This window comes from Nocardia transvalensis NBRC 15921 (genome assembly GCF_000308875.1).
In the GTDB taxonomy this organism is placed as follows: Bacteria; Actinomycetota; Actinomycetes; order Mycobacteriales; family Mycobacteriaceae; genus Nocardia; species Nocardia transvalensis.
Map to the genome: position 1 here is coordinate 1 of NZ_BAGL01000069.1, position 17774 is coordinate 17774.

The following is a 17774-nucleotide window of genomic DNA, read 5'->3' on the forward strand; positions in this document are numbered from 1 at the left end:
AGGCTGCACGCCAGCGAGTACTGGTCGGAGCGCCCGTCCAGCGACGCGCCCGTCAACTGCTCGGGCGACGCGTAGGCCAGGGTCGCGGTGAACGTTCCGGTCTGGGTGAGGTGGCCGCCGTCGTCCCGCAGGCGCGCGATGCCGAAATCGGTGAGGTAGACGCGCTCGCCCTTACCGCCGGTCGAGCGGGCCAGCAGCATGTTCCCCGGCTTCACGTCGCGGTGCAGCACACCGTTGTCGTGCGCGTAGTCCAGCGCCTCGGCGACCTCCTGGACGACCTGCACCGCCCGCTCCGGCGGCAGCTTGGCCGGGTCCAGGCTGGCGGCGTCGATCCCGTCGACGAACTGCATGGAGATCCACAGCTGGCCGTCCTCGAGACCGCGGTCGTAGACGGTCACGATCTTCGGATGGTCGAGCTGCGCGACGAGGTCGGCCTCGCGCTCGAACCGGGCCCGGATCTCCGCGTCGGACACCATCTCCCGGTTGAGCAGTTTCAACGCCGTCATGCGCGGCAGGCGCGGGTGTTTGGCGAGGTACACAGATCCCATGCCACCGCGGCCCAGCTGCCGCTCGATGACATACCCGGCGAAGACGTCACCATTGGCCAGCATGCCCGCTCCCACTTCCCGTGCCGCGCACCGGGACCGGCCGGCGCAACGGCAGTACCGCAGATGTACACACCCGTCGACGCGATCGGCGACCACGGAAAACACCGAAACCATAGCAGTCATCGCCGACCGCCACGTGGTCACCGGGACCCCGGGCAACCTGTCGGTGGGGACCGATACCCTCGACCCATGCGCATTGGAGCACACGTCCGCCAAGACAGTGATCCGATCGGCTTCGGCGAGCGTCTGGGCGCCGAGGTCATCCAGATGTTCGTGGTGGATCCACAAAGCTGGGACAAGCCGCAGCCGCACCCGCGGGCCGAGGAGATCAAGGCCAGCCCGATCGATGTGGTGGTGCACTCCTCCTATCAGATCAATGTGGCCAGCACGAACAACCGGCTCCGCATGCCCTCACGCAACGCGGTGGCCCAGCAGGCCCAGGCGGCCGCCGAGCTGGGCGCGTTCGGGCTGGTCGTGCACGGCGGCCACGTCCGTTCCGACGCCGAGGTCGAGGCCGGAATCGTCAACTGGCGCAAGCTGTTCGAGCGGCAGCAGGACAAGGGCGGCTTCGCGGTCCCGATCCTCATCGAGAACACCGCGGGCGGAAATCACGCCATGGCACGGTATTTCGACTCCATCGCCAAGCTGTGGGACGAGGTGGGCGACTTCGGCGCGGGCTTCTGCCTGGACACCTGCCATGCCTGGGCCGGCGGCGAGGAGCTGATCGGCGTCGTGGACCGCATCAAGGCCATCACCGGCCGCATCGACCTGGTCCACCTCAACTCCTCCCGCGACGACTTCAACTCCGGCGCCGACCGCCACGCCAATTTCGCCGACGGCACCATCGACCCCCAGCTGTTGGCCGAGGTATGCCGCACGGCAGGGTCGCCGGTGGTCCTGGAGACCCCCGCAGACGGCCTCGCGGAAGACCTGGCATACCTACGCGAACACGTCGGCTGAGCCCCCACACTTCCTTTCCCGGCATGCCGGGAATGAGGCCGGCGCAGCGGTGGTGGGCGGGTGGGTTTCGATCCCGTTGACCGGAAACCTGGTTCGGCGGGGGTGGCGGTGGTGTCCTCGGAACGTTGTTCGTTTTCGAGAAAGGCCCTGGTATGTCAGTCACTCAGGCAGGCACCGTGTCCGTCGTCAAGCTCGGTACCCACATCGGCGCGCGGATCGAGGGGGTCCGGCTCGGGGGTGACCTGGACGCGGATACCGTCGCGAGCATCCGCGCGGCGCTCAACGAGCACAAGGTGATCTTCTTCCGCGATCAGCAGCATCTGACCGAGGACGGGCAGCACGAATTCGCGCAGTTGCTCGGCAGCCCGACCACGCCGCACCCGACCGTCACCTCGGCGGGCGTGAAGAGCCTCGCGATCGACTCGCACCGCGGCCGCGCCAACAGCTGGCACACCGACGTCACCTTCGTCGACCGCGTCCCGAAGGCGTCGATCCTGCGCGCGGTCACGCTGCCCTCCTACGGCGGCTCCACCACCTGGGCCTCCACGGTCGCCGCCTACAACTCGCTGCCCGACCCGCTCAAGCGGCTGGCCGAGAGCCTGCGCGCCGTGCACACCAACCAGTACGACTACGCGGCCGCCCAGGAGGATTCGCCCAACGAGAAGGCCAAGGCCTACCGCGCCGAATTCCAGTCCACCTATTACGAGACCGAGCACCCCCTGGTGCGCGTGCACCCGGAGACCGGCGAGCGCGCCCTCCTGCTGGGCCATTTCGTGAAGCACATCGTCGGCCTGCCCAGCACCGAATCGCGGGCGCTGTTCCAGCTGTTCCAGGACCGGGTCACCCGCCTCGAGCACACCACCCGCTGGAACTGGTCGCTCGGCGACGTCGCCATCTGGGACAACCGCGCCACCCAGCACTACGCCATCGATGATTACGACGGCACCGAACATCGCAAGCTCACCCGCATCACGCTGGCCGGGGACATCCCCGTCGGCGTCGACGGCGTCCCGAGCACGGTGATCGAGGGCAATGCCGAGCACTACTCCGTGGTCGACGAAATCCCCCGGGCCGCCTGACCGATATCACCCCGCCCCGCGACGGCGGCCGCAGGAGACTGCTTGAATCGTCCGTATGGAGATTCGGCCGCTGGACGGGGTTCGGGTACTGGAGCTCGGAAACTACATCGCGGCGCCGACCGCCGGGCGCATACTCGGCGACTTCGGCGCCGAGGTGATCAAGGTCGAGCGCCCGAAAACCGGTGACGAGCTGCGCAACTGGCGGCTCTACGGCGGTGACACCTCGATGCTGTACCGCACCGTCAACCGCAACAAGAAGTCGATCACCCTCGACCTGCGGACCGAGGCCGGGCGCGCGATCGTGCTGGATCTGATCCGGCGGTGCGATGTGCTGCTGGAGAATTTCCGCCCCGGCATGCTGGAGAAGTGGGGGCTGGGCCCGGAGGTGCTCAGCGCCGCCAAACCGGATCTGGTGATCACCCGGATCTCCGCGTACGGCCAGACCGGTCCCCTCGCCCAGCGACCGGGCTTCGCGGCGGTCGCGGAGGCGGTCGGCGGGCTGCGCGAACTGGTGGGCGACCCGGACCGGCCGCCGGTCCGGGTCGGCGTCTCCATCGGTGACTCGATCGCGGGCATCTACGCCGCGTTCGGCACCGTGATGGCGCTGTTCCAGCGCGATCGCACGACCGGCCCACTCCCCTTGCCGCAGCGCGTCATCGATGTGGCGCTCAACGAGTCGATCCTGTCGGTGATGGAGTCGCTGGTCCCCGACTACTACGCCTACGGCATCAACCGGGAGCGGGTCGGCGGCCGCATGGAGGGCATCGCGCCCAGTAACGCCTACCCGTGCGGCGACGGCACGAGCATCATCATCGGCGGCAACGGCGACGCCATCTTCCAGCGCTACATGCGGGTGATCGAACGCCCGGATCTCGCCGACGATCCGGAACTGGCCGACAACGCCGGCCGCTGGCGCCATCGCGAACGGCTCGACGACGCGATCGGCGACTGGACGCGGCAGCGCACCCGAGACGAGGCGCTGCGCATCCTGGAGGCGGCCGGCATTCCGTCCGGTCCGATCTACACGGCCGCCGATATCGCGGAGGACCCACAGTACCGGGCCCGCAACATGATTCAGCCGTTCCGCGTCGACGTGGGCGAGGCCGAGCCGAAGGAGGTCGGATTCCCGGGTATCGTCCCGGTGATCGGCGGGCAGTCGCTGCCCATCCGGGCGGTCGGTCCGGACCTCGGCGAGCACACCCGCGAGGTGCTGTCGACGCTACTCGGCATGTCCGACACCGAGATCGACGCACTGGAGGTCCCCTGATGCTTCGCGATGTGACGCTGCGCGACGGCCTGCAACTGACCGGTAAGCCGCTGCCGACCGAGCGCAAGGTGGAGATCACCCGCGCCCTGCTCGGCATGGGCGTGCCCGAACTGGAGATCGGCTCGATGGCGCGCCCGGATCTGGTGCCGCCGATGGCCGACACCATGGCGCTGGTGGCGGCCCTGGAACCCGAAGAGCTGCAACGCTGCTGGGTGTGGGTGGCGACCCCGCGACAGGTGGCCCGGGCGGCCGAGGCGGGCGTGCGCAATTTCCAGTACTGCCTGTCGGTCTCCGACGCGCACAACGAGGCCAATATCGGCCGCACCGCCGAGGCCAGCGTGGCCGCCATGCCGGAGGCGATCCGGCTGGCGCGCGAGGCGGGCGGATCCATTCAGCTGTGCCTGGCGACGGCGTTCACCTGTCCCTTCTCCGGACCGACCGATCCGGACCGGGTACTCGCCATCGCGAACGACCCCCGCACCGACGGGGCGGCCGACATCGTGCTGGCCGACACCCTCGGTCAGGCCCACCCCGCCCAGGTGGCCGCGCTGGTCGAGGCCGTCGCCACCCGCACGCCGCGGCGCCGCATCCTCTTCCACGGGCACGACACCTGGGGTATGGGTGTCGCGAATTCGCTTGCGGCTCTGGCCGCGGGCGCCACGATGGTGGACGGCTCATTGGGCGGGCTCGGTGGCTGCCCGTTCGCTCCGGGTGCGAGCGGGAACACCTCGAGCGAGGACCTGCTGTTCGCGACGCGACCGGAGTGGTTCACTCCGCCGACGCTGGCCGCGCTGGTGGAGATCACCGAGGAATTGCTGTCCGAGCTCGGCGAGCCCAATCGATCACGCACCGCCGAGGGTGCGCGCTCCGAGGCGAAAGCTTTCGAATGGGTCGTCACGACCACCGGTTGACGCGCAACCGTTTTCGCTCCGTCGTTTCCGACCGACCGCACGGGAACTGCGGATCTCCCATACCGTGGATCCTGGAAGTTCCCCCACCGCAACGTGTTTCAATGCGATGATCGGATATTCCGACTTTCATGGATCATGTCTGTTTCACAACACACGCCACGACCTCGTCGTAGAATTGGCCCGTTGTCTTCCCGAGTCCCGAAGTGTGGCTCCCGTCTAGTACGGTAGGCGACTCTGGAGGAGAGATGGATCCTGGTTACCCCTGCGATCTGCCAGAATCCCTTATGGCACAGCACTTTTCGTCATCGATCGATGGCGGGGAGTGCGCCGCGGACACCGGGTTCGACAGCCCGGTCCCGCGATCGCCGGTCCTCCTGAACAAGCCGAATTGCAATTGCAAACGGCGCGTGCATATTTCGAGCACAGAAACCCCGTTGCTCGAAACACCCCAGACGCAACACACCCGGCGCAGGTGATTTCGTTATTACGATCCTTCAGGAGGCTTCATGCTGTTCCTCGATCGTCGCGACGCCGGCCGCCGTTTGGCCGGACATCTGATGGCATTTCGCGGCCCCGATATCGTGGTGGTCGGATTGGCCGGCGGCGGCGCCGCGGTGGCGTTCGCCGTCGCGGCGGAGTTGCGCGTGGCGCTCGACATCATGGTGGTCCACCAGCTCCGCATTCCGGAGCAGCCCGGACCGGCGTTCGGCGCGATCGCCGAGCGCGGGGTGCGCGTGGTGGACGGCGACCAGGCGCGCGCCCTGCGCACCGGAGCCACCGAGCTCACCAAGATCGAACGGCAGGAGCGGGACGCGCTGCGGCGCAGGGTAGAACATCTGCGCGGAGTGGGGCCGCGGCCCGAACTGGCCGGTAGGACCATCGTGATCGTCGACGAGGCCCTGGCCGTCGCCGCACCCGCGCGAGCGGCCTGCCGGGCCGCCTACGCCCACGGCGCCATCCGCGTCGTGGTCGCCGCCCCGATCGCCGCCGACACCGCCGTCGCCGCACTGGCCGGCGACGCCGACAAGGTCGTCTGCCTGCACACCCACGACCGGATCACCGATACCGGCGACTTCTACGAGGAGTACCAGCCCCTGGATGACGACGACGTCCGAGCCCTCCTGGGCCGGGAACCGGGCCCGGCCCTCTCCGCCTCTCTGGAACGCGCCGGCTGACCCGCACGCAAACGTGGTTTCCGGCCGAAAGCACGCCGGAAACGAGAGACCCGCCGGGCGTGGGTAGGACGGAGACTGCCCGCCGCTAAGGCCTTGGGGGTAGGCCGAGGCGGGTGGTCAGCCCGTCGAGCAGGCACCCCAGGGTCCAGGCGACGGGGTCGGGCGGGCCGGTGCCGGTGCGGCCGTGGAACCAGCGGGCGAAGGCCGGGTAGGCGCCGTCGGAGAGGATCGGTTCCACGATCGGGCGGGCGGCGGCGGCCAGCTGTTCGTCGGTGTGCAGGCCGGTGCGGGTGCGCATGCGCTGTTCCTCGGCCAGCTGGAGGGCGGCGCCCACCAGGTGGCCGTCGACGGCGGCGGTGAGCAGCGTCAGATCGTCGGCGGTGCGGTCCAGCGGCTCCAGCAGCGCGAACCGGTAGTCGAAGTAGCGCAGCGCATTCGGGCCCAGCGGCGGCCGGGTGTGGCTGAGCTCGCCGAACCACAGGTGCCGGCGGATGGCGGCCCAGGTGTCGAGGGCCAGCCGTTCCAGCCCGGCCCGCCAGTGCGTCTCCGGACGCGGCGCGGGCAGCGGGATCTCGCCGTAGACCGCGTCGATCATCAGGTCGACCAGTCCGTCCTTACTGCCCACGTACCGGTACAGCGACATGGGCGTGGACGCGCCGACCGCGGTGGCCACCCGCCGCATGGTGAGCGCCCGCGCGCCCTCCGCGTCGGCGATGGCCAGTGCGGCCCGCAGGATCTCGGCCCGGCTCAGGCTCGTCGTGGGCCGGCCGGGCGGTTCCGGTAGCGACCAGACCAGCGGGCCGGGGGCCTCCTCCGTCATCACACCTCCTTGCCCGCATTCAATCATTCGTGTACAACGTACACATGATGTACGACGTACACTCTCCTCGCGTCCTGGTCGTCGGCGGCGGCCTGGTCGGGTTGTCGGCGGCGCTGTTTCTGCAGCGTCAGGGCGTGCCCGCGCTGCTGGTGGAGCGGCGGCGGACCACGTCACCGCAGCCGAAAGCGCGGCGCATCAACCTCCGCACGATGGAGGTCTTCGGGCAGTTGGGGATCACCGAGCAGGTCCTGGACGCCGCCCGCGGGCTTTCCGAGCATCAGGCGATGGCGGCCGGGCCGACCCTGGCGCAGGCGCGGCGATTGCCGTTCACCCTGCCGGGCGGAATCCCGCAGTGGGACACCATCACTCCGGCGACGTCCTGCCTGTGCGCACAGGACACGCTGGAACCGGCCCTGCGCCGCATCGCCGAGGCGCGCGGCTGCGACCTGCGCTTCGGTGTGGAATGCACCGAATTCACCGAGGACACAACCGGAGTCGAGGCCGTCCTGCGCGCCGCGGACGGCGCCGTCGAGCGCGTCCGCGTGGACTACCTGATCGCCGCCGACGGCGCCGCGAGCCCGATCCGCGAGCGGCTCGGCATCACGCGCAGCGGGCGGGGCGCCCTCGGCCGCGCGGTCAACGTCTACTTCCGCGCCGATCTCCGAGATCTGGTGCGCGGCCGCGAATTCAATCTGTGCCAGATCGAGAACGAGTCCGTGCCCGGCGCTTTCGCCTCCGTCGACGGCGCGCTGCGCTGGATCTTCACCACCGCCGCGGATATCGATCGCCCCGCCGACGCGTGGCCCGATGCCCTGCGCACCGCGATCGGCGTGCCCGATCTCGAGATCGAACTGCTGAGCGTCCTACCGTGGGAGCCGGGCATGTTCATCGCCGATCGGTTCCGGGCGGGCCGGGTGTTCCTGGCCGGGGACGCCGCCCATGTCATGCCGCCCTACGCGGCCGCCGGCGCCAACACCGGAATCCAGGACGCGCACAATCTCGCCTGGAAACTCGCGCGGACGGTGAACGGCGTCGCCGGGGACGCGCTACTGGACACCTACCACGCCGAACGCCACCCCATCGGCTGGTACACCGCCGACCAGTCCAGCGTGCGCACCGCGAACCTGCGCGCGATGAATACCGAATCCACCGACGGCACACCGCTGGCCGATCCGATCGCCCTGATCCTCGGCACTCGCTATCCGGACGGCGCGCTCATCGACGACGAGAGCCCGCACACGATGGACCGCCTCGATCTGACCGGTCGGCCCGGAACCCGAGTACCCCACCACGTCCTGCCCGACGGCCGCTCCACGCTGGACCTGGTGGGCACCGAATTCACCCTGCTGGCCGGGCCGGCCGGCGCGGCATGGCACGACCAGGGCCTGGAGACGCATCGGATGGACGAGACCTTCTGCACGGCGGCCGGTCTCACGCCCTCCGGCGCACTGCTGGTCCGGCCCGACCAGGTCGTCGCCTGGCGCTCTCCGGAACTTCCGGCCGACCCCGGCGGCGCCCTGCGCGCCGTACTCCACCGCGTCTTGCGCCCCGGGATACCCGCCACCGCAGAGCGCTGACGGCCTTCGCCACCACCATTATTCGAGGTGTGAGCGGATGAACGCACCGATCTCGTCGGTGGCCGCGGCGGCCTCCGGGGTTCCGAGCATCGTGTGATAGACGTGCGGCAGCCCGTCACCGATCCGCAGCGTCGCGTCGACTCCGGCATCGGCCGCCACCTGCGCGAGCCGTTCCGAATCGCTCAGTAGCAGTTCGGCCGTACCCGCGTGGATCAGCAACGGCGGCACACCGTTCCACTTCGCGAACAGCGGCGACAGCAGGACCGCCGCGGCGGGCAGATCCTCTCCGGCGTCGCGCAACGCCGGCAGCAGCGCCGACACCAGAATTTCGGCGTCTCCTCGTCGTGCGATTCATCGCACCGAACCGCGCCTCGCCGCGCCGTATTCCGTGCCGGTCAGACGAACTCGTAGTGGGCGAAGTTGCGGACGGGTTCGAAACCGATCGCCCGGTAGATCTTGTTCGAGGTCGGGTTGGCGATATCGGTGAACAGGCAGACCTCGGAGCGGTTGTCGCGCAGCAACTTCGCCACGTGGGCGGTGAGGGCGCTGGCGTAGCCGCGGCCGCGGTGCTCGGGAGGGGTGAAGACGGGGCCGATGCGGGTCCAGCCGAAGGCGCGGGCCTGATGGGCCACCATGCACACCGGTCGGCCCTCGTCCTCCCACAACCACCAGCGGCCCAGCGCGACCCGGGTGCGGATGGCCTCGGCGCTCATGCCGACACCGGCCTCGCGGCGCATCTGCTCGGACCACAAGACGCACACCTCGATATCGGATTCGGCGGCGCGGCGGGCGAATCCGGACGACGCGGGCACGGTCAGCGTGCCGAGCCGGTACAGCCGGCTGGCGACATCCATGCGGAACGTGGTGCCGCACAGCGCGCTCCACTGCTCGGCGAATACCAGGGCGGTGCCGGGCAAGCCCTCCACTCCGGGCGCGGCGGGAACCCGCTCCGCCAGGACGGCAACCAGTTCCGGGATCGCGGGGTCGGGAACGTCGCCGAGGTACACGCTGTGGCCGGAGGTGCACATACCGGCGCCGATCACCGCGCCGTCGATGTGCACCGCCGCGAAAACGGCGGGCCCGTCGGACAATCCGGTGACATAGCTTTCCACCACGGTGGCGATCACCGTGTTGCGCAGCGGATCCCGCCCCAGGAACTCCGCGGCGCGGCGCTGGAAATCGGCCGCGTCACAGGTCAGTTCGATCCTCATACCCGCCCAGGGTAGGCGGGTTACCCGCTGCTGTCCGCGCGTAGTTTGAGCAACACCAGACCCGCGGTGAAAGCCAGAATCAGCCCCGCGACGGTGATCTCCACGCGCAGTCCCGCGATGCCGAGCACCGCTCCGGTCACCCCGCCGATGAATATCAGCCATGCCGCCACACGGGCGACGATCGCCCAGGCGGTGCGCCCGAATTCGGTTGCCTCCGAATCGGTCCGCGACACCGCGCGCTGCGGGGATGTCGAGTACGCTCCCATCACCACTCCTCGATGACGCCCGCCGATTCGCGAAATCCGCTGTCTACCGGCAAACTTCAGGCGTCTCACGTGTAACTTTGCTCACACGGTAGTTCCCCGTTGCCGAAACGTCACCCGACACGAGGGCGCGACACGCCGAAGTAACCGATTCGATATGTGGATCACGGTGGTTTGAGATGCGTCTCCGGTATCTTGCCGACCGAACGGCCCGTCTGGCCCGACGGCCACGCCTTGGTTAAGGTGAGGCGCACCCGAAACGTACTAGGAGCGGCGCACCCATGGAGAACAGGGCGGGTTCGGGGGGACGCGCGGGCGAGGACATCCCGCGCCGCTTGAACGGCCGAGTGGCCGGACCGGCGATGGCCGCGGGGGCGGTCTCGCTCGGGCTTGTGCTCATCGGCTCGTGCGGTCTCGGCCAGCACGACGTCTACGTCTCGCCGCCACCGCTGAACGCGGATCTGCAGTCGGCGCCCACCGGCGGCGGGCACAGCACCAGCCGCTCGTCGGGCACGACCGCGCCGGCGGTATTCATTCCGCCCTCCCCCACCTGGCGGGTCGCGATCAATCCCCCGGCGCCGCGCCGCACGATATCCGGCTTCCCCAGTGCCTCACCGACATCCGGGCCAGTGCCCCATCCGGCGCCGGGCGAGGTCACCCACGGCACCGACACCGAGGAGTCCGAACAACCCGCGTCGACAACCGTCCGGACGACCACCACCCGCCCGACGACGAGGCCGGCCCCCACCACCCGGCAGGAACCGACCTCGAACGACGAGGATCACTGAGGGGTTACAGCTCCACCAGCCCGTAATCGCCTACCCGGTCGGCGAGTACCCGCAGGTGGTCGAGTCCGCCGCCGAGGGTGCGTTCGACGGCCGTCAGCCGTGCCGTGTAGTGGCTGACCGGGTACTCGGTGGTGATGCCGATCCCGCCGTGCATCTGGACGGCCTCTTGGCCGATGTGCCGGGCGGCGCCGCTCACCTGCAGCCGGGCGCGGGAGGCCAGGGCCGGATCGACGTCGCCGTCGGACAGGGCCGCGGTCAGGTACAGGCTCATACTGCGGGCCAGTTCCAGCGAGACGTACATCGTCGCCGCGCGGTGGGTCAGGGCCTGGAATTTGGCCAGCGGGACGCCGAACTGCTTGCGGGTCTTCAGGTATTCGGTGGTCAGCCGCAGCGATTCGGCCATCGCGCCCACCGATTCCGCGCACAGGCTCGCCTGCGCCGCGCTGGTCTCCGCTGCGATCTCCGCCGTGCGATCGGTCGCGTCGCCGAGCGATTCGGCCGGGGCCGAGGCGAATTCGACCTGCGCGCCGCGGCGTTCGTCGAACGTCCGGTACGGCGTGCGGGTCACGCCCTCGGCCGTGGCGTCCACCAGGAACAGGCCCACGCCGCCGTCCGGCAGGACCGCGCTGACCACCAACTGGTCGGCGCAATCGCCGTGCGGGACAGGGTTCTTGACGCCCGTCAGGCGGTAGCCGTCGCCGTCGGCCTGGGCCCGCGTCGCCACCTCCGTCGCCGGCCACCGGGAGCCGGGTTCGTCGTGCGCGAAGGCCAGCAGGACGCCACCCGACACGACCTCCGCCAGCACCCGCTGCCGCTGCTCCTCGGTGCCGGCGCGGGCGATCAGGCCGCCCGGCAGCAGCACCGCGTCCAGCAGCGGCTCCGGCGCCAGGCGGCGGCCGATCTCCTCCATGACCACCATGGTCTCCACCGGCCCGGCGCCCACGCCGCCGTCCTCCTCGCGGAAACTCAGCCCCAGCACGCCCAGTTCGGCCAGCTGCGACCACACCTCGCGGCTCCAGCCGAGATCGGTCTCGAAGACCTTCAGCCTGGTCTCCGGGTCGTAGGCGCGAGCCAGCAGATCGCGCACGGTGTCGCGCAGCAGGACCTGTTCATCGGTGAGTTCGAAATCCATGTCGGCGCCTCACAGTCCGAGGATGGTGGAGGCGATGATGGTGCGCTGCACCTCGCTCGATCCTCCGTAGATGGTGGTCTTGCGGTAGTTCAGGTAGCTGGGGCCCGTGCGCTGGGCCCAGTCCGGGGAGCCGATGTTCTCGGCGCCCACCGGCAGCGCGTCCGGGCCGGCGACGTCGAGCAGCAGTTCGGTCGCGGCCTGCTGCAGCTCCGTACCGCGCAGTTTCAGCACCGAGGAGGCCGGATTCGGCTTGCCCTCACTGGAATTGGCGACCACCCGCAGCAGCGTCAGCTCCAGCGCCAGCAGCTCGTTCTCCAGCTCCGCCACCCGGGCCGCGAACATCGGATCCGACAGCAGCGTGCCGCCCGCGACCTTCGTCCGCTCCGCGTACTGCTTGGCCACGGCGAGCCGGACCTTGGTGCGGCCGACGCCGGTGATGCCGGTGCGCTCGTTGCCGAGAAGGAATTTGGCGTAGGTCCAGCCCATGTTCTCCTCGCCGACGAGCTGGTCGGCGGGGACCCGCACGTTCTCGAAGAAGACCTCGTTGACCTCGTGATGGCCGTCGATCAGCTTGATCGGCCGGACGGTGACGCCGGGAGTGTTGACATCGAAGAGCAGCAGCGAGATGCCGGCCTGCTTCTTGGGCGCGTTCGGGTCGGTGCGGACCAGGCAGAAGATCCAGTCGGCGTACTGCGCCAGGGTGGTCCAGATCTTCTGGCCGTTGACGATGTAGCTGTCGCCGTCGCGCACCGCGGTGGTGCGCAGCGAGGCCAGATCGGAGCCGGCGTCGGGCTCGGAGAAGCCCTGGCACCACCAGATGTCGAGGGCCGCGGTCGGCGGCAGGAAGCGCTCCTTCAGCTCCTGCGAACCGAATTGGGCGATCACGGGGCCGATCATGTTGGCGTTGAACGTCAGCGGCTCGGGCACGCAGGCGAGCTGGAGTTCGTCCTCCCAGATGTGCCGCTGGATCGGGGTCCAGTCCTTGCCACCCCAGGCGACCGGCCAGTTCGGCGTCGCCAGACCGTGCTCGTGCAGGATCTTGTGTGAGGTGACGATGTCGTCGCGGGTCAGCTCGCGCCCGTATTCGACCTTCTCGCGAATCTCCGCGGGGATCTCGGTCCGGTAGAACCGGCGCAGTTCGTCCCGGAAGGCCACCTCATCGGGTGACAGGGCAAGTTTCATGGGCGTCTCCCACCGTGTTCGGATGTCCGGCATCAAACCTACCCTTCGGTAATCGGGCGGAGGCCACCCGACCGGCCGGGAACTGGTACGTTGCTGCGGATAGGCCGCGCGCGTCCCGGTGGGGCCTCGTGCTTCCGGGATGCTCCCCCGTCGACGGCCCGGAGTTCACGACAAGGAGCACCACGAGTGAACGGCAAGACCTTCGCGCGCCTGGCCACGGCCGCGGCCGCCTGTGGACTGACCGCGGCGGCGACGCTCGGCAGCGCCACCGCCGATCCCGCCGCCACGCCGGTCGACGCCGGTATCGAGCAGCTCACCGCCACCGCGGGCAACGACCCCGCGGCTCGGGAGGCGGTCGGTTCGCTGGCGAATACGGCCCACCTGATCAGCGCGGCCAAGCTCGACCACATCGCGGGCGGCTTCACGCCGTTCATGTACCAGGCGCCGACCTTCGGCTGCGGCACCAACTTCCCGGTCTCGCTGACCGCGGTCGCCGGGGCCGCCGGGGTGCCCGGTCCGGATCGCGGCATCGCGGGCGAGTACGCCACCGTGCGCTTCCAGGCCACGCCGAACATGTGGGGCTACCCGACCGACTCCGGTCTCACGGTGGCCTGGCTCAACACCGGCAACGGCCGCAGCGGCGTCGCGACGCTCGACGAGCGCACCGAGACGGGAACGCCCAGCCTCACCAAGACGGTCGCCAGCGGCCCGGGCACCATCATCGCCACCATGTGGGGCACGATCGGCTACCCCGGCGCCACCTGCGTCATGACCCCCACGGTCGGCGTGATCACGGTCTACCCCAACCCCCTGACCGACCCCTACGCCCCCAGGCCGGAAACGCCCCGCCCGGGCCAGTCGAATCCGTCGGCCCCGGGCGCAGCCTCCACCGAAACCCCGCTGACCGCTCCGGACGCCCCCGCCAACTGACGGCAGGCACCCAACCGCGGGCCCACCTCCAACCGCAGGCCCCCCTTTTCCGGCACGCTTTTGGCCGGAATCCACGTCACCGTGCGGGATTCCGGCCAAAAGCGTGCCGGAAAAAGGGGGTGGTGGAAAGGGGGGGTGGGCGGAATGCCCGCCCTAGGAGCGGGGCTTGCGGCGGTCCGGGCGGCGGGGGGCGTCGCGGCGGGGGCCGCGGGTGAAGGAGCGCTGGCCGGGCGGGCCCTGGTCGGGTTGCAGCTGGATGAGGATGCCGCTGATCCTGGTGCGGCGCAAGGCGTCCAGGGTCTCCGAGGAGAGGTCGGCGGGGAGTTCGACCAGGCTGTGGTCGGGGCGGATGCTGATGTGGCCGAAGTCGCTGCGGCGCAGGCCGCCCTCGTTGGCGATCGCTCCCACGATGGCGCCGGGCACCACGCGGTGACGCTTGCCGACGGCGATGCGATAGGTGGCCATCTCGGCGCCGGTGGCGCGGTGCTGCGAGGGCCCGCCCTCCCGGCGGCGCTCACGGTCGTCGAACTTGCGCGGGGTGCGCTCGCGCCGCTCCGGCTCGGGCTCGGGTTCCATGAAGAAGTTCTCGCCGTCGTGCCCGCCGACCGCGAGCGCGGCGGCGATATCGGCCAGCGGGATGTTGTGCTCGGCCTCGTAGTCCTCGATCAGCTTGCGGAACAGCGCGAGGCTGGGCGAGGCGAGATTCTCGGTGATGGCGTCGTGGAACTTGACCACGCGCTGCGCGTTGACGTCCTCGACGCTGGGTAGCCGCATCTCGGTGAGCGGCTGCCGTGTGGCCCGCTCGATCGCGTCCAGCAGCCGGCGCTCGCGGGGCGCGACGAACAGCAGCGCCTCACCGCTGCGCCCGGCCCGCCCGGTGCGGCCGATGCGGTGCACGTAGGACTCGGTGTCGTGCGGGATGTCGTAGTTGACCACGTGCGAGATGCGGTCGACGTCCAGTCCGCGCGCGGCCACATCGGTGGCGACGAGGATGTCCAGCGTCCCCGACTTCAGCTGCCCGATGGTGCGCTCGCGCTGATTCTGCGCGATATCGCCGTTGATCGCGGCGGCCGAATACCCCCGCGAGCGCAGCTTCTCGGCCAGTTCCTCGGTGGCCTGCTTGGTGCGCACGAAGATGATCATCGCCTCGAACTGCTCGACCTCGAGGATGCGGGTCAGGGCGTCGAGCTTGCGATGGTGCGAGACGTGCACCCAGCGCTGGGTGATGTTGGTGGCGGTGGCCGTCTTCGCCTTGACGGTGATCTCGACCGGATTCTTCAGGTACTGCTTGGAGATCTTGCGGATCGCGCCGGGCATGGTCGCCGAGAACAGCGCGACCTGCTTGTCGGTCGGCGTATCGGCGAGGATGCGCTCGACGTCCTCCTGGAAGCCCATCTTGAGCATCTCGTCGGCCTCGTCGAGGACGAGGAACCGCAGCTGCGACAGATCCAGCGTGCCGCGTTCGAGGTGGTCGATGACGCGGCCCGGCGTACCGACCACGACCTGTGCGCCGCGGCGCAGCCCGGACAGCTGCACGGCGTAGTTCTGGCCGCCGTAGATCGGGAGCACGTGCACGCCCGGCATATGCGCCGAGTAGCGGCCGAACGCCTCGGCCACCTGGATCGCCAGTTCGCGCGTCGGCGCGAGGATCAGCGCCTGCGGAGCCTTGCCCCCGGGCTCCAGACCCATGAGGATCGGGATGGCGAACGCCGCGGTCTTGCCGGTACCGGTCTGCGCCAGCCCGACCACGTCGGCACCCGTGAGCAGCGGGGGAATCGTCGCCGCCTGGATCGGCGACGGCGATTCGTAACCGACATCGGCGATGGCCCGCAGGATGCGGTCCTCGATGCCGAGTTCGGCGAAGGACGGGTCGGCGGCGTCCCTCTCGTCGTCGTGGGGAACGCTGTCGACCGGTGAGGTACTCATATTGACCAGCAGTTTACTTCCTTACGGTGGTCGGCCGGACCATCGGCCCAATACGGTGAGACGTATGCAACCGTCCGAGCCCGGCGTGCCCGGCATCACCGGTCCGTCACCCGCGGCCCCCGACCGCACAGTCGGCGCCGGTTCGGCGGCGTCGGTGGTGGTCAGCTATTCGACGACGGAGGACGCGGGTCTTCGGCCGCCGGAAAGCCATGTCGACCTGGAGCCGGCCGCCGGCGTGTACCCGGCGCCCGCACCCGAATCGCCCCGGTCGATCGATGTCGCGGTGGTCCAGTTCGCCCCGCACACCGACAAGGACGCGAATCTCGCGATGCTGCGGGAGCAGGTGCGCGCCGCGGCCGAGCACGGGGCCCGGGTCGTGGTCGCGCCGGAGTATTCGATGATCGCGGTGGCCCGGCTGGACCGGCGGGTGGTCGACGCCGCGGAGCCGATCACCGGGCCGTGGGTCGATCGGTTGCGCGGGCTGGCCGCCGAATTCGGGGTGCATCTGGTCGCCGGGGTGGCGGAGGCGCCCGGCGGCGGGGAGTCCGATCGGATCTACAACACGCTCGTCGCGGCCGCGCCGGACGCCGAGTTCGCGGCGGTGTATCGGAAGGTGCACCTGTACGACGCGTTCGGATTCCTGGAGTCGGAGGTGGTGCTGCCGGGCGAGATCGCCGCTCCCGCGACCTTCGTGGTCGACGGGGTCGTCTTCGGCCTGCAGACCTGCTTCGATCTGCGGTTCCCCGAGGGCTGCCGCCGCGTCGCCACCGCGGGCGCGCACGTCCTCCTGCTTCCGGCGCAATGGGTTCCGGGCCCGGCCAAGGTCGACCAGTGGACCACCCTGCTGCGCGCCCGCGCCATCGAGAACACTGTCTACGTCGCCGCCGCGGACCAGGCGGCCCCGCGCGGCGCGGGCTCCTCGATGATCGTCGACCCGATGGGCTCGGTCCTGGCCGAACTCGGCGAGACCACCGGAATAGCCACGGCCCGTATCGATCTCGCCCACCTGGAGCAGACCCGAGCCACCAACCCCAGCCTCTCGCTACGAAGGTTCGAGATCACGCCGGGGTCCTGACAGAGCGCCGTCGTGCGGTCCGGGATCACACCGGGGTCCTGACAGAGCGCGGTCGTGCGGTCCGGGATCACACCGGGGTCCTGGCAGAGCGCGGTCGTGCGGTCCGGGATCACACCGGGGTCCTGGCAGAGCGCGGTCGCGCGGTCCGAGATCACACCGGGGGCGTAGCGAGCATGGATTTCCCGTGGTTCGGGCGGGGAGGGTGGGGGCGGAACTAGACTCGGTACACGATGATCTATCCGGATCGGGCAGCTGCCGGTCGTGCGCTGGGTGAGTCGCTTCTCCACCTGCGGGCGGCGGATCCGCTGGTGCTCGGGCTGCCGCGCGGCGGGGTGCCGGTGGCGGCGGCCGTGCGGGCGGTGATCGGCGGGGACCTCGACATCCTGCTGGTGCGCAAGCTGGGCGTGCCGTGGCAGCCGGAGCTGGCGATGGGGGCCATCGGCGAGGGCGGGGTGCGCGTCCTCAACGACGACGTGGTGCACCACACCGGCGTGACCCCCGAGCAGATCGCCGAGACCGAAGCGCTGGAACGCGCGGAACTGGAACGGCGCCAACGCATTATGCGCGCCCACGCCCCGCCCGTCTCGCCGCGGGGCCGCACCGTGGTGATCGCCGACGACGGCATGGCCACCGGCGCCACCGTCGCGGTCGCCTGCCGCCTCGTCCGCCTGCACGCCCCGCTGCGGATCACGGTCGCGGTACCGGTCTCCTCGGCCGAGGCGCTGGCCCGCATCCACGACCTCGCCGACGAAACCGTCTGCCCCCTGGTCCCCCGGGTACTGGGCGGAGTCGGCGGCGCCTACGACGATTTCCACCAACTGGACGACGACGAGGTTATCGAGCTGCTGGACGCCGGCACCTGAGCGCCAC

Annotated in this window: 18 protein-coding genes; 10 read left to right on the plus strand and 8 right to left on the minus strand. The window is 70.0% G+C overall.

The window, feature by feature from the left end:
- Window positions 1–611, minus strand: a 611-nt coding sequence (locus ON41_RS25190; protein ID WP_040750257.1) for a serine/threonine-protein kinase, incomplete at its 3' end; no start/stop codon positions are given.
- Between the two features lie 186 nt (window positions 612–797).
- Here ON41_RS25190 and ON41_RS25195 point away from each other — a divergent pair.
- From ON41_RS25195 to ON41_RS25215, 5 genes are all read left to right on the plus strand, one after another.
- On the plus strand, window positions 798–1568 hold the full coding sequence (locus tag ON41_RS25195; protein WP_040750258.1) for a deoxyribonuclease IV: 771 nt from the start codon (window positions 798–800) through the stop codon (window positions 1566–1568).
- 152 nt (window positions 1569–1720) lie between these two features.
- On the plus strand, window positions 1721–2647 hold the full coding sequence (locus ON41_RS25200) for a TauD/TfdA dioxygenase family protein (protein WP_040750259.1): 927 nt from the start codon (window positions 1721–1723) through the stop codon (window positions 2645–2647).
- A gap of 55 nt (window positions 2648–2702) precedes the next feature.
- Window positions 2703–3914 (plus strand): CaiB/BaiF CoA transferase family protein, encoded by a 1212-nt coding sequence (locus ON41_RS25205; RefSeq protein ID WP_040750260.1) that lies wholly within the window; start codon window positions 2703–2705, stop codon window positions 3912–3914.
- Window positions 3914–4825: a hydroxymethylglutaryl-CoA lyase-like TIM-barrel protein gene (locus ON41_RS25210; RefSeq protein ID WP_040750261.1), complete on the plus strand. Its 912-nt coding sequence runs from the start codon at window positions 3914–3916 to the stop codon at window positions 4823–4825. The genes ON41_RS25205 and ON41_RS25210 overlap by 1 nt, the downstream gene beginning before the upstream one ends.
- Window positions 4826–5331: 506 nt before the next feature.
- Entirely contained in the window at window positions 5332–6000 is a 669-nt protein-coding gene (locus tag ON41_RS25215; RefSeq protein ID WP_051162434.1) for a phosphoribosyltransferase family protein, read from the plus strand.
- An 85-nt stretch (window positions 6001–6085) separates the two neighbouring features.
- On the opposite strand, the gene ON41_RS25220 is transcribed toward ON41_RS25215, so the two are convergent.
- Window positions 6086–6820 carry a TetR/AcrR family transcriptional regulator gene (locus ON41_RS25220; protein ID WP_051162436.1) on the minus strand — a complete coding sequence of 245 codons (735 nt, stop codon included), beginning with the start codon at window positions 6818–6820 and terminating at the stop codon, window positions 6086–6088.
- Between the two features lie 44 nt (window positions 6821–6864).
- On the opposite strand from ON41_RS25220, the gene ON41_RS25225 reads away from it, so the two are divergent.
- The gene (locus ON41_RS25225; protein WP_246460872.1) at window positions 6865–8397 is read left to right on the plus strand and encodes an FAD-dependent monooxygenase; all 1533 of its coding nucleotides are present in this window, start codon (window positions 6865–6867) and stop codon (window positions 8395–8397) included.
- Between the two features lie 18 nt (window positions 8398–8415).
- Here the strand turns inward: ON41_RS25225 and ON41_RS25230 are convergent, their stop codons facing one another.
- The 3 genes from ON41_RS25230 to ON41_RS25240 form a co-directional block, all read right to left on the minus strand.
- Window positions 8416–8718, minus strand: coding sequence for an alpha/beta hydrolase (locus tag ON41_RS25230; protein WP_040750263.1), 303 nt, complete (start codon window positions 8716–8718; stop codon window positions 8416–8418).
- A gap of 74 nt (window positions 8719–8792) precedes the next feature.
- On the minus strand, window positions 8793–9608 hold the full coding sequence (locus ON41_RS39330) for a GNAT family N-acetyltransferase (RefSeq protein ID WP_051162437.1): 816 nt from the start codon (window positions 9606–9608) through the stop codon (window positions 8793–8795).
- Between the two features lie 20 nt (window positions 9609–9628).
- On the minus strand, window positions 9629–9874 hold the full coding sequence (locus tag ON41_RS25240; protein WP_157185614.1) for a hypothetical protein: 246 nt from the start codon (window positions 9872–9874) through the stop codon (window positions 9629–9631).
- 278 nt (window positions 9875–10152) lie between these two features.
- Here ON41_RS25240 and ON41_RS41820 point away from each other — a divergent pair, with 278 nt between their 5' ends.
- Entirely contained in the window at window positions 10153–10659 is a 507-nt protein-coding gene (locus ON41_RS41820) for a hypothetical protein (RefSeq protein WP_157185615.1), read from the plus strand.
- Between the two features lie 4 nt (window positions 10660–10663).
- Here the strand turns inward: ON41_RS41820 and ON41_RS25250 are convergent, their stop codons facing one another.
- Window positions 10664–11791, minus strand: coding sequence for an acyl-CoA dehydrogenase family protein (locus ON41_RS25250; protein WP_040750265.1), 1128 nt, complete (start codon window positions 11789–11791; stop codon window positions 10664–10666).
- Window positions 11792–11800: 9 nt separating this feature from the next.
- A complete protein-coding gene (locus tag ON41_RS25255; RefSeq protein ID WP_040750266.1) occupies window positions 11801–12973 on the minus strand; it encodes an acyl-CoA dehydrogenase family protein in 1173 nt (390 codons plus the stop codon).
- Window positions 12974–13159: 186 nt separating this feature from the next.
- Here ON41_RS25255 and ON41_RS25260 point away from each other — a divergent pair, with 186 nt between their 5' ends.
- Window positions 13160–13903 (plus strand): hypothetical protein, encoded by a 744-nt coding sequence (locus ON41_RS25260; RefSeq protein WP_051162439.1) that lies wholly within the window; start codon window positions 13160–13162, stop codon window positions 13901–13903.
- 153 nt (window positions 13904–14056) lie between these two features.
- Here ON41_RS25260 and ON41_RS25265 read toward each other — a convergent pair whose 3' ends face one another.
- Entirely contained in the window at window positions 14057–15829 is a 1773-nt protein-coding gene (locus tag ON41_RS25265) for a DEAD/DEAH box helicase (protein WP_040750267.1), read from the minus strand.
- A 235-nt stretch (window positions 15830–16064) separates the two neighbouring features.
- On the opposite strand from ON41_RS25265, the gene ON41_RS25270 reads away from it, so the two are divergent.
- Both ON41_RS25270 and ON41_RS25275 read left to right on the plus strand, forming a co-directional pair.
- On the plus strand, window positions 16065–16904 hold the full coding sequence (locus tag ON41_RS25270) for a carbon-nitrogen hydrolase family protein (RefSeq protein ID WP_276325755.1): 840 nt from the start codon (window positions 16065–16067) through the stop codon (window positions 16902–16904).
- 230 nt (window positions 16905–17134) lie between these two features.
- Complete coding sequence (locus tag ON41_RS25275; RefSeq protein ID WP_040750268.1) at window positions 17135–17767, plus strand: phosphoribosyltransferase; 633 nt, start codon at window positions 17135–17137, stop codon at window positions 17765–17767.
- Window positions 17768–17774 lie beyond the last annotated feature (7 nt).